This window comes from Bacillus cereus group sp. BfR-BA-01356 (genome assembly GCF_022663635.1).
GTDB lineage: Bacteria > Bacillota > Bacilli > Bacillales > Bacillaceae_G > Bacillus_A > Bacillus_A cereus.
Map to the genome: position 1 here is coordinate 1 of NZ_JAKUFX010000152.1, position 12705 is coordinate 12705.

A 12705-nucleotide genomic window follows, 5' to 3' on the forward strand; every position below is an offset into this window, starting at 1 on the left:
ATGATTGTCCTTTTCTTGCCATAAAAAAATCCCCTCCAGATAAAACAGTATTGAGTCCATCATATCAGATGGACTCTTTTTTACTGTCTACCTATAGGGGATAATACCAAGCTGAATCCTTTTTTATTATGCTGTAGGTAAGACATAAAAGAGTACACAGAAGAACATCATCGCACTACCACCTAAAACGAACAGGTGCCATATGGCATGGTTGAAAGGTAGCTTTTCCCAAAGGAAGAATATAGCTCCAACAGAATATAAAATTCCACCTGCTAAAAGTAGTGAAAAACCATGTCCAGTTAGATTTTCATAAAGTGGTTTAATAGCAACGATTATGAGCCATCCCATAATGATGTAACATAAAGTTGAAGCCTTTATAAAGCGACGTACAAAGAAAATTTTGAAGACGATACCTCCGATTGCTAGTGTCCATATTATAGCAAGCAACGTCCATCCTAATGGGCCACGAAGTGTAATAAGTAGAAAAGGAGTATACGTGCCAGCAATCAATAAGTAAATGGCTGAATGATCTAAAATAGTAAATATTTTTTCTACTTTAGGATGATGAATGCTATGTAGCAATGTTGAAAACAAGTACAGTAAGAACATACTTACACCATAAACAGTAAATGCAACTACGGCTGATGCGGTACCGTGCTTAGAAGCATGAATAATCAATATGATTAAGGCAGGGATGCTTAAAATGGCACCGATACCATGTGTAATTGCATTTGCAATTTCTTCTTTTACAAATTGGGTCATTCGTGTCATTTTTTCAGTCATAATGCAAATCCTTTCTACTATCATAAAATAATATGTCATTTCCCTTACCATATCATACACAAGAGCAATAGAAAATGAAATTTGTATAATTGATTATATTTTTGAATTTTTTTGACAAAAGACAATGGATTTGTTGACGTTTTCAAACTTTTTTGACAAAATAAAATTATGTAATAGTAGGACAAGGAAACTACTAATAAAGGGGATGGGGAAATGTTTTCAAATATTGGCTTTCCAGGGTTAATTTTAATTTTAGTAGCAGTACTCATTTTATTTGGACCTAAAAAATTGCCGGAAATCGGGAAGGCTTTAGGGGAAACGTTAAAAGAGTTTAAAAAATCAACGAAAGAATTGACAGATGACGCATTTCAAGAAAAGGAAAAGAAAGAAAAAATGTAGTGTATTTTCCTTGTAATGGATAAATAAAGTGTGGTGAACGAGATGGAAAATCGGGAAATGAGCGTAGTAGAACATATTGTTGAGCTTCGAAAAAGAGTAATATATACGGTGTTATCCTTTGTACTATTTTTAATTATTGGATTTACTTTTACAAAGGATATTTATTTTTGGCTTGTAAAAGATTTACCAATGAAATTAACTGTTCTCGGTCCAAGTGATGTATTGTGGATTTTTTTCTCGATTGCTACAGTATTTGCTATCGTTTGTACAATTCCTTTTGCTGCTATACAAATTTGGTTATTTGTAAAACCGGGTTTACATCCAAATGAACAAAAGATGACAATAATGTATATACCGGTATTGTCTATATTATTTATCGCAGGTTTATGTTTTGGATACTTTATTGTAATGCCGTTTCTATTTCACTTTTTAACTACGATAGGTAATGAAATGTTTAATACGATGTTTACGACAGAAAAGTATTTTCATTTTGTACTTAATTTAACAGTTCCATTTGCTGTGATTTTTGAATTGCCAGTCGTTGTAATGTTTTTAACTAGTATTGGAATACTTACGGCGGAATTTTTAATAAAAATAAGAAGGTATGCTTACGTAGCATTAATTATCATTGCATCTTGTATATCACCGCCAGACTTTTTATCTCATAGTTTAGTTGCAGTGCCGCTTATTTGTATTTATGAAGTAAGTATTGCGTTATCAAAGGTTGTTAGTAAGAGGAAAAAGAAAAGAGAAGAAATGCAGTCGAAAAGTGCCTCGTTATAAAGGCACTTTTTTATTTATTTGTTATACTATAGCTATAAACGTATACAATATATAGAAGAAAAAAATTATAGAATCTCCAAAATTTAGACAAACTTTGCGCTTTTATAAGCTTATACTAAATGTATTAAACAATTGATGGATAATGAGATTCCCGTCTCAGAGATATTTAGAACGGGAAGGTGAATTAGGTGGAGATGAATAGAGTATAAATCTTCTAGCCATAAGGACTACAGAAATCATATAAGTCTGATTTTACTCCACTTTAAACAACGTGTTACAGCGCAAAGTAGAGGAAGTTCAAAAATCCAATGAAAAAGAGGATTGATATTGTGATTACGAAAAGTTTTTATTTCACTCATTCAACAGGGGATTGCATTAAAATATTTGAAATCCCTGTCCTACAGGCACAGCATCCATTATCGTTTCTAATTCAGTCTCGTCTTCAATTATTTATTGCAAAAATTCAAAAACAAAAACACCCAAGATTTTCGTATTCTTTCCGTGAATATTTACAAAATTGTTTGAAGTGGAATGATTATTTAAATGTATATAAAACAAATACCCTTGAAAAAAATGCATGATACGAAGTACGGACAGGGTTAGTAAACTCTGTCTTTTTCATTTTAGATATGAAAATATAATTAATTTGATGAAATTTCGTTCCAAATTGTTGAAAGCAATGGGAATACTAGTATAATAACAAGGAGAGCGTATTGGAAAGGGAAGAAGTATAGTATGCAAAAAATTAAAATTGTAACAGATTCAACGGCAGATTTATCACAAGACGTAATCGAAAAGTATGACATTCATGTTTTACCATTATCAATCTCTGTAAATGGACAAACATATTTAGATCGCGTTGATTTACAACCTGACGAATTTATTGAAGAAATGATTAAATCAGAGGAATTACCAAAAACATCACAACCAGCTATGGGTACATTTGTAGAAATGTATGACAAGCTAGGGGAAGATGGAAGCGAAGTCCTTTCTATCCATATGACAAGTGGAATGAGCGGTACTGTAGCAACTGCAAATAGCGCTGCATCAATGACTGATACAAAAGTAACAGTTGTTGATTCTCAATTTATTACACATGCTTTAGCATATCAAGTAATTGAAGCTGCAAAAATGGCAAATGACGGACGCTCACTAGAAGAAATTTTAAAACGTGTAGATGAAGTAAGAAAGAATACTCGTTTATATGTAGTAGTGGATACATTAGAAAACTTAGTGAAGGGTGGACGTATCGGTAAAGGAAAAGCGTTTATCGGTTCGCTACTTAATATAAAGCCAATTGCTAGTCTTGAAGACGGTGTTTATAATCCTGTAACGAAAGTTCGTAGCCAAGGCCAAATTGTAAAAACATTAGCTAAGTTATTTGAGCAAGATAAGGCTGGAAAAGTCGTAAAAGCTGTTGCAATTCCGCATGCGAAAGCAATTCCTTTAGCTGAAAGTATGAAAGCGGCGGTTGAAAAAGTGAGTGGATTTGCTCAATCAGAAATTTTCTATACAACGCCTATTATTAGTACTCATACAGGTCCGGGCGCAATCGGATTTATGTATTTAGCAGAGTAATAAAAAAGCTACTTGAAAATATATTTCAAGTAGCTTTTTTATGTAAATAGAAAGTAAGAAATAAGAAGAGCTACACAGGCACTACCGCTAATGATATAGCGAGTCTGTAAATATTCATTCATAGAAAACACCCTTTATCCCGCTATTTGCGGACAGTAAAACTCTCTACCTCAAATTTAGCTGGAGCAAAGAGGTTAGGTAGCGGGCTGCCCGTAAAAGCTTGATTGGTGAAGGCAAATAATCAGTGGGGATGAAGAAAACCCACTAATTAAATTTTCACTATAGGATTTTCTATATTATATGTTGGATATAGAAAATCAGTCATTACGTTACACATGTAAAGTTTCAATTTTTTCGTTTATTTGCTTATTATTTGTTGCGTTACTATAAATAAAAGTTTGACCTAAAAAGAGTACATGCAGTTGTTCCCACGGTAACATGCGCAAATTCCAATTATTTCGAAGTCTAGTTATTGCTTCACGAGGTGTTTCATCGGCGAGTGCAAAAGCTCCGTAATGCATTGGTATAAAATGCGTAGCGTTTAAATCTAAATAAGCTTGCACGGCCTCTTCAGGTGAAACATGAGATACTTTCATAAACCATTCTGGTTCATAAGCGCCAATGGGCATAAGAGCAATATCAATTAAAAAGCGTTCACCAATTTCTTTGAAACCTTGGAAATAGCCACTGTCACCACAAAAATATATGGTTTCCATAGTCGTTTCATTATCAATAATCCATCCACCCCAGTGAGATGTATTCATATCAAATAAGAATCTTCTCGTCCAGTGCTGAGCAGGTACGAAGTGAAAAGAAACTTCGTTAATTATCGTACTTTCCCACCATTTATACTCTTCTACATGTTTAAATTTCTTACGAGTAAATAATTTTTTTAATCCAATAGGTACAAGATATAGAACATCATCATTCAACTGACGAAGAGTTGAAAAATCTAAATGATCATAATGACCATGTGAAATAAGGACAATATCAATTTTAGGTAGTGCTTCTATAGAGAGTCCAGGTTCTGTAAGTCTTGGAACTAGCTTTAATTTATTAGCCCATACTGGATCTGTTAATATATTAAGTCCATTCGTTTGGATAAGAAAAGTGGAATGCCCAATCCATGTGATAGTCGTTTTTTCAACATTACTTTGCAAAAATGCACTTTGTTTAACGGGTGATTGTTCTACTAAGAAAGAAAAATCTTTTTTGTTTTGCTTTCGTTCTTTACGCCAGCGTAAAAAAGAGCGAATTGATTTTTTTGTACTAACATTATCCATATTTTCATAGCGCTTTGCCATGAACATCACCTCATTTAAAATCGTTGTATTTGTATTGTACCGAAATGTTGTTAAGGAATACAGTGTAAAACATGGATTAATGTTTAAGGAATTGTTAAAAAATAGGGAGAGGTATTTACAAAAGTAACAATAAAATTAGTTTTATCACTTTTATTTATAGAAATAATAGTAAAAAAATATATTTTGTCTAGTAATTCGCTTGAAATAAAGAAGTAACATACGTAAATTCGTACGATTTCGTGAACAAATGTAGTAAACAATTTTCTCGTAGTGTTAACTTTTGTTATTATAAACATAACCTATTTAAATTTAGGATAGAGAAAAGAGGTTTATAAATGAAGCGTTATCAAAAAATAATTGGTCTTATGGTTGTATTTTGTCTCTTTGTACTTGCTGGATGTAGTGAATCAGGTTCAAAGCTTCGTAAACCATTAAATTGGGATTTAGAAACCTTCCAATTTACAAATCAAGATGGAAAGCAATTTGGTACAAAAGATTTAAAAGGGAAAGTTTGGGTTGCAGATTTTATGTTCACAAATTGTCAGACAGTTTGTCCACCAATGACTGCAAATATGGCCAAGCTTCAAAAGATGGCAAAAGAAGAGAAATTAGACGTTCAGTTTGTTTCATTTAGTGTAGATCCAGACCTTGATAAGCCAGAAAATCTGAAAGCTTTTATTCAAAAGTTTACAGAGGATACTAGTAACTGGAATTTATTAACGGGGTATTCGTTAGAAGATATTACAAAGTTTTCAAAAGATAATTTCCAATCACTTGTAGATAAGCCGGAGAACGGTCAGGTCATGCATGGTACATCATTTTATTTAATTGATCAAAACGGAAAAGTAATGAAAAAGTATAGTGGCATTAGTAATACGCCATACGAAGACATTATACGTGATATGAAGCGATTAGTGGGTTAAAAATAAGGGTGCATAGCACCCTTATTTTTTTGCATTAGTCTATCGATAAAATGTCATGTTGCTGGGGAAGTTTCGGCGCCCGAATTTCTAATACGCCGTTTTGATAAGAAGCTTTTGCCGCTTTTTTATTAATTGAATACGGCAATTTAATCAATCTTGATGCTTCTGAAATGGAACGTTCTCGGCGATAATAGTTATGGGATGTTTGTTCTTCTTCCTCTTCAAGTATCTCTTCTTTTACAGAGACTTTTAAGTATTCACTTTGTATTTCAATTTGGATTTGTTCTTTTTGTATACCTGGTAGTTCAGCTGTAACAACGAGTTCTTCACCAACTTCATATAAATCTACAGGGAATGTTAATAAACGGTTTCCTTTTTGGAAAAAATGATTTAAATCAGCGATTACATTGCGAAGAGGTGTTTGCTCGAAGAAATCATCAATTTGCTTTAAGTAATTACGAACCGGTGGGCGAGAAGAATCTTTTTTTTCTTCACTCATGGTATTCCCTCCTAGAAATCAATTTGCAATATCATATGACAAAAGCGGAGAAAGGTGAGTGCCTAGTTTTCATGTTTTCATAAAAAATTGTTAAAAATGTGAAATGGAGTGATTTTTTTATAGTTTTTGGTCGCCATATTCAGTTGATTATGCTAGTATAAATAGGGTTGATATAGTAGTATAGAGACAGAATGAAAACTGAAAGAGGGTAAGAAGTATGTGTGGTTTTGTAGGATGTTTATGTGAAAACCCTAGAGAGTTTTCAGAAACAGAAAAACATCAATTTGAAAATATGAACACGATGATTTTCCACCGTGGTCCAGATGACGAAGGATATTTTCGTGATGAACATGTACAATTTGGCTTCCGCCGTTTAAGCATCATTGACTTAGAGGCAGGACATCAGCCGCTAACTTATGAAAATGATCGATATGTAATTATTTTTAATGGTGAAATTTACAACTATGTAGAATTACGTGAAATGTTACTTGAAAAAGGTGCAACGTTTGCAACGCAATCTGATACAGAAGTTATCATTGCATTGTATGCACATATGAAAGAAAAATGTGTAGATTACCTTCGTGGTATGTTTGCATTTATGATTTGGGATCGTGAAGAAAAGAAACTTTTCGGTGCACGTGACCACTTCGGTATTAAACCTTTATACATCGCACAACAAGGTGATACTACATTCTTCGCATCTGAGAAGAAAAGTATTATGCATGTGATGGAAGATAAAGGCGTTAATCCAACGTCACTACAACATTACTTTACGTACCAATATGGTCCAGAGCCAGAAACTTTAACAATTGATGTTAATAAAATCGAGCCTGGTCATTATTTCGTAAAAGAAATCGGTAAAGAGATGGAAATCCATCGCTACTGGAAACCTTATTTCAACGCTTCAAGTGCAACGAAAGAGGAGCATATCCAAGCAATTCGTGATGTGTTATATGATTCAGTAAAAGTGCATATGCGTAGTGATGTACCAGTAGGTTCATTCTTATCTGGTGGTATCGATTCATCTATCATCGCTTCTATCGCAAGAGAAATGAATCCAAATCTTTTAACATTCTCTGTTGGTTTTGAGCAACGTGGTTTCAGTGAAGTTGATGTTGCGAAAGAAACTGCTGAGAAATTAGGCGTTAAAAACCATAACGTATTCATTTCAGCGAAAGAATTTATGGATGAGTTCCCAAAAATCATTTGGCATATGGATGATCCTTTAGCTGATCCAGCAGCTGTACCATTGTACTTCGTTGCGAAAGAAGCACGTAAACATGTAACAGTTGTTCTTTCTGGTGAAGGCGCAGACGAGCTATTTGGTGGTTATAACATTTACCGTGAGCCAAATTCACTAAAAATGTTCTCTTACATTCCTAGCCCAGGTAAGAGCGTTCTAAAAGCATTAAGTGGTGCTCTTAAAGAAGGATTTAAAGGTAAGAGCTTCCTAGAGCGTGGATGTACACCAATTGAAGAGCGTTACTATGGAAATGCTAAAATCTTCCGTGAAGAAGAAAAAGCTGAATTAATGAAGTATTACAATGAAAGTGTTAACTATATGGATATCACGAAACCATTGTATAACGAGATTAAAGATTATGATGATGTAAGTAAAATGCAGTACATTGACATGTTCACATGGTTACGCGGTGACATTTTATTAAAAGCTGATAAAATGACAATGGCAAACTCATTAGAACTTCGTGTACCGTTCTTAGATAAAGAAGTATTCGATGTTGCATCTAAAATTCCAACTGAATTTAAGATTGCTAACGGAACTACGAAAGCTATTTTACGTGAAGCAGCACGCGGAATCGTTCCAGATCACGTATTAGATCGTAAAAAACTTGGATTCCCAGTACCAATTCGTCACTGGTTAAAAGACGAAATGCATGATTGGGCTATAAATATTATAAACGAAAGTAAGACAGAGCATTTAATCGACAAACAGTATGTATTAAACTTACTGGAAGCACATTGTGCAGATAAAGGCGATTATAGCCGTAAAATTTGGACTGTACTTGCGTTTATGGTATGGCACCAAATTTATGTTGAGCATAAATACGATACGAATAAGTTCCATGAAGAAACAAAACGTGCGTATAGCTTAGTTTAATTAGAAAAACCTTAAGATCGCATACGGTCTTAAGGTTTTTTTCATAAATAGGAAGTATTATTGATACAATAATAGTAAAAGGATGGACAACATATGATTACGTTTGAGAAAGTTACTGTAGAAAATGAAAGCGTTGTTAAAGAAATGTTTAAATCGCATAGTTTAGGTGAGAAAAAGGTACAGTACTGTGTGAAAGTTGATGATACATATATTGGTGTAATAGATTATAGTGTACAAGAGGAACGGGCTGTTTTATCACAGCTAATTATTCATTTTGATTACCAAGGTTACGGTTATGGTACAAATACGTATTTTACATTTGAAGAAATGATGAAACAAAGAAATGTGAAAGAAATAAAAGTGCTACAAGAGAAATTAACAGAAAAGGCGAAGTCTTTCATAGAGAGTTTTGGTTTTACTTCAGAAGATGAAGAGTATGTAAAGAAAATATAACGATGATTATTTATGCGATACAATAAATATAAGGCAGGTGGATGTATGACGATGACTTCTGGTCTTGTATTAATTGGAGGGTGCTTTATAGTAGCAGAATTATGTCATATAATCATTCGGAAAAGAATGATTAAGAAAAAAAAGCCGTATGAATTACAATACGTCCCTGTCTTTTTCATTATGTTTTGTATGCTTAGTGCATTGCAAAATCTAACAAACTTTCCACCACTTGTAAATGTTTTTTTAAAGTTCGGTTTACTTTATAGTGGTGTTGGAATAGCACTTTTATTTATTTTATTTTGCATACGTTATGTTCACTATCAATCGTATATATTTATTTTAAATTGGTTAAAGCAAGATGATAGAAACCGCCTTACATAAGGCGGTTTTTTTATTTGCAATTGTAACAGAACTTGTACATTTCACATAAAATAGGACGAGTAGAAATGCAAACATATTACAAGAAAGGGGCGGGGCAATAAAATGAAACTTGTTATAGACGCAGGGCACGGTGGATATGATTCTGGTGCTGTTGGTAATGGTTTAGTAGAAAAAAACTTAACACTTCAAATTGCTAGACGCGTTCGAGACATTTTAACGGTAAATTACCCAATTACAATTAAAATGACACGTGATAGTGATGTGTTTATTTCTTTATCTGAACGTGCTAATATTGCTAATGCTTTCAGTGCGGATTATTTTATTTCATTTCATATTAATAGCGGCGGGGGTACAGGTTTTGAAAGTTATATTTATAATGCGTTATCCAATAGCAGCACTGCATATGCAAAGCAACAAAAAATGCATACAGCTGTCAATCCTGTATTAACAAAATATGGTCTTCGTGATCGAGGAGCAAAAAAAGAAAATTATGCGGTATTAAGAGAAACCGCAATGGATGCAATTTTAACTGAGACTGCTTTTATTGATACAGCTTTTGATGCAAATTTATTAAAAAATCCACAATTTATTGAAGATCTAAGTCAAGCGTATGCAAATGGAATAGCAGCTATTTTTGGAGTAACTCCAAATCCACAACATCCTAACCCACAACCGGTACCTCAAACGAAGGGAATCGCTTATGTTCTTGGGAAAAATGTAAATTTAAGAAATGGTCCATCAACTTCTTCCTCAGTTATTCGTCAATTAAATTCTCCAGAATCTTACGTTGTATATCAAGAAAGTAACGGATGGCTAGATTTGGGGAATGGACAATGGGTGTATAATGATTTTTCTTACATTAATTTTGTAAAGACAAGCAATAGTGATGGAAGCCCGATTGGGGTTGCATATATACAAGGGATGAATGTAAATTTAAGAAGTGGTCCATCAACTACATCTGCAGTTATCCGCCAATTAAATTCTCCAGAATCTTATTTAGTATATATAAATGAAAATGGTTGGTTAAACCTTGGGGGAAATCAGTGGGTATATAATGACTCAGCGTATATTAAGTATACTCAATATTAGGAATTAAAATGATAGTGCAATATGGATGCGTATCCTTGTTATGTATAACAAGGGTACGCATTTTAATAACAACATTTTTTTTCATACTTATGCACTATGTTTTAAAAAGAAACATTAGAAAAGCGGATAGAATCTAAATAGTATATATTAAAAAAGTTTTCTGATATACATTGACAATGTATGTAAGATACATTAATCTTTAAATGTTAATGATAATCGATTTCATCTAGGGAGGACATATGATACATACTAAAAAACTAATTATGTTCTGCATTATGATACTCATGGTTGTAATTGCAGGATGTAGTAAAGAAGAGAAAAAAGAAAATAATATATCAGCGAAAGCAAAAGATTCATATACGGTAAAGCATGCAATGGGTGAAACGACAGTAAATGGTACACCTAAAAAAGTTGTTGTTTTAACAAATGAAGGCGCAGAGGCTCTCCTAGCTGTGGGCGTAACGCCAGTGGGGACTACGAAACCACGTGCTGGTGATGAATGGTATCCTCATTTAGCGAAAGAGTTAAAAAACACGGAAGTTGTAGGAACTGAACGTGATATTAATTTAGAGGCTGTAATGAAGCTTAAGCCAGATTTAATTATCGGAAATAAAATGCGTCATGAAAAAATATATGATCAGCTAAAAGAAATCGCACCAACTGTTTATGCAGAAACATTACGCGGTGATTGGAAAGAAAACTTTACACTTTATACAAAAGCTGTAAATAAAGAAAAAGAAGGGCAAAAAGCTCTTGATGATTATAAAAAACGCATTGAAGGAATGAAAGAGAAGTTGGGCGATAAATTGAATTCTAAAGTTTCTATTATTCGTTTCGTGCCAGGTGATGTTCGTATTTATCAAAAAAACTCATTCTCGGGCGTTGTTTTAAATGATATTGGATTTAAACGACCACCATTACAAGATAAAGATGATTTTGCGATAAAAGGAATTACAAAAGAGCAGATTCCAAATATGGACGGAGACTACTTATTCTATTTCACGTCTGATAAAGATGCAGATAAGAATAATGAAGGAAATTCGTTAGCGAAGGAATGGACAGAAGATCCACTCTTTAAGCAACTACAGGCTTCTAAAAATAATAAAGTATTCCAAGTAGATGAGGTAATTTGGAATACAGCAGGCGGTATTAAAGCTGCGAACCTTATGTTAGATGATATTGAAAAATATTTCCTTAAATAAATGATAAAATACATCACTTTTACGAAGTGATGTATTTTTAGTTTGTAAAAATACAGAAAATTCCTTCTTTCAGGGTGTCATAAGTTGTACAATAAAATCAATCATGTGATAAAGGAGTGGGGAAGAATGAAAGCTATTCATAAAGATTGGATCTTGTTTAATGGGAGAATGATTAATACGAAAGAAGAACAGCCGATGGTAGCATTAGAAGAGCGAGGCTTCCAATTTGGTGATGGGATTTATGAAGTATTTAGACTATACGATGGCAAGCCTCATTTATTAGATTTACATTTGGAACGATTCTTTAACTCTATGGCAGAAATAAAACTAATTCCACCATTTACGAAGGAAGAATTAGTAGAAGAGTTATATCAAATGATTGAAAAAAATCAATTTCAAGAAGATGGGAATGTATATTTACAAATATCAAGAGGTGCACAACCGCGCAATCATTTATATGAATCAGATTTACAACCGACATATTTTGCAAATCTTGTTTCGTTCCCAAGACCAGTTGCTTCAATGGAGGCAGGGATTAAGGTGACAGTAGAAGAGGACATCAGGTGGAAGTTTTGCCATATAAAATCTTTAAATTTGCTTCCTAATATCATGATCAAAAACAAAATAAATGAACAAGGGTATCAAGAAGCAATATTAGTACGAGATGGTATTGTGACTGAAGGGTGTCATTCCAATTTCTTTATCGTGAAGAATAATAAGTTGATTACACATCCAGCGGATCATTTCGTTTTACATGGTATTACACGTCACTATGTAATTACATTAGCGAAAGAGTTACATATCGATGTAGAGGAGCGAGAGTTTTCATTACAAGAAGTATATGAGGCTGAGGAGTGCTTCTTTACAGCGACGCCACTTGAAATATTCCCAGTCGTTCAAATTGGTGATGAACAGTTCGGGGCTGGTGAAAGAGGAACAATTACGAAAAAACTACAAGCTGCATACGAAGAGAGGATTCGTTTGTTGAAAGTGACAAATTAATCATGAAGAAAAAAGCTGGTATTCTTCCAGCTTTTTTTCATGATATAATTCAAGCATAGGACAAGTTTTGAAAACGCTGTAAAAAGACCTGCGGTAGTATGTCAACTGAAAAATAATATCTTTTGAAGTTATCAAAGGACAAATTGCTTAAAAAAGACATCACGAAACTAGACCAGTATTTTATGTAAAA

Annotated in this window: 14 protein-coding genes; 11 read left to right on the forward strand and 3 right to left on the reverse strand. The window is 33.5% G+C overall.

All coding sequences use genetic code 11. The features are described 5' to 3' along the window. Positions 1-126: 126 nt before the first annotated feature. Entirely contained in the window at positions 127-783 is a 657-nt protein-coding gene (gene trhA / locus MR168_RS29135; protein WP_000136889.1) for a PAQR family membrane homeostasis protein TrhA, read from the reverse strand. 213 nt (positions 784-996) lie between these two features. Between trhA and MR168_RS29140 the strand changes: the two genes are divergently transcribed. The 4 genes from MR168_RS29140 to MR168_RS29155 all read left to right on the forward strand — a co-directional run bounded on the left by MR168_RS29140 (position 997) and on the right by MR168_RS29155 (position 3543). Continuing rightward, the gene (locus MR168_RS29140; protein WP_000492443.1) at positions 997-1182 is read left to right on the forward strand and encodes a twin-arginine translocase TatA/TatE family subunit; all 186 of its coding nucleotides are present in this window, start codon (positions 997-999) and stop codon (positions 1180-1182) included. A gap of 42 nt (positions 1183-1224) precedes the next feature. Continuing rightward, a complete protein-coding gene (gene tatC, locus MR168_RS29145) occupies positions 1225-1965 on the forward strand; it encodes a twin-arginine translocase subunit TatC (RefSeq protein ID WP_000431523.1) in 741 nt (246 codons plus the stop codon). A gap of 329 nt (positions 1966-2294) precedes the next feature. Beyond that, positions 2295-2546: a DUF2535 family protein gene (locus tag MR168_RS29150; RefSeq protein ID WP_000629012.1), complete on the forward strand. Its 252-nt coding sequence runs from the start codon at positions 2295-2297 to the stop codon at positions 2544-2546. Between the two features lie 154 nt (positions 2547-2700). Further along, on the forward strand, positions 2701-3543 hold the full coding sequence (locus MR168_RS29155; protein ID WP_086411920.1) for a DegV family protein: 843 nt from the start codon (positions 2701-2703) through the stop codon (positions 3541-3543). Between the two features lie 329 nt (positions 3544-3872). On the opposite strand, the gene MR168_RS29160 is transcribed toward MR168_RS29155, so the two are convergent. Next, entirely contained in the window at positions 3873-4847 is a 975-nt protein-coding gene (locus MR168_RS29160) for an MBL fold metallo-hydrolase (protein WP_001129630.1), read from the reverse strand. Positions 4848-5182: 335 nt separating this feature from the next. Here MR168_RS29160 and MR168_RS29165 point away from each other — a divergent pair, with 335 nt between their 5' ends. Beyond that, on the forward strand, positions 5183-5770 hold the full coding sequence (locus MR168_RS29165) for an SCO family protein (protein ID WP_000833335.1): 588 nt from the start codon (positions 5183-5185) through the stop codon (positions 5768-5770). Positions 5771-5804: 34 nt separating this feature from the next. Here MR168_RS29165 and MR168_RS29170 read toward each other — a convergent pair whose 3' ends face one another. Then, positions 5805-6269 (reverse strand): Hsp20/alpha crystallin family protein, encoded by a 465-nt coding sequence (locus MR168_RS29170; protein WP_001288085.1) that lies wholly within the window; start codon positions 6267-6269, stop codon positions 5805-5807. Between the two features lie 217 nt (positions 6270-6486). Here MR168_RS29170 and asnB point away from each other — a divergent pair, with 217 nt between their 5' ends. From asnB to dat, 6 genes are all read left to right on the forward strand, one after another. Continuing rightward, complete coding sequence (gene asnB / locus MR168_RS29175) at positions 6487-8388, forward strand: asparagine synthase (glutamine-hydrolyzing) (protein WP_000333816.1); 1902 nt, start codon at positions 6487-6489, stop codon at positions 8386-8388. Between the two features lie 93 nt (positions 8389-8481). After that, on the forward strand, positions 8482-8841 hold the full coding sequence (locus tag MR168_RS29180; RefSeq protein ID WP_000627523.1) for a GNAT family N-acetyltransferase: 360 nt from the start codon (positions 8482-8484) through the stop codon (positions 8839-8841). Between the two features lie 51 nt (positions 8842-8892). Beyond that, entirely contained in the window at positions 8893-9222 is a 330-nt protein-coding gene (locus tag MR168_RS29185) for a hypothetical protein (protein ID WP_016122425.1), read from the forward strand. 102 nt (positions 9223-9324) lie between these two features. Continuing rightward, positions 9325-10311 carry an N-acetylmuramoyl-L-alanine amidase gene (locus tag MR168_RS29190; RefSeq protein ID WP_086411394.1) on the forward strand — a complete coding sequence of 329 codons (987 nt, stop codon included), beginning with the start codon at positions 9325-9327 and terminating at the stop codon, positions 10309-10311. A 239-nt stretch (positions 10312-10550) separates the two neighbouring features. Beyond that, positions 10551-11513, forward strand: coding sequence for an ABC transporter substrate-binding protein (locus MR168_RS29195; RefSeq protein WP_000581989.1), 963 nt, complete (start codon positions 10551-10553; stop codon positions 11511-11513). 126 nt (positions 11514-11639) lie between these two features. Continuing rightward, complete coding sequence (dat, locus tag MR168_RS29200) at positions 11640-12515, forward strand: D-amino-acid transaminase (RefSeq protein ID WP_086411393.1); 876 nt, start codon at positions 11640-11642, stop codon at positions 12513-12515. Positions 12516-12705 lie beyond the last annotated feature (190 nt).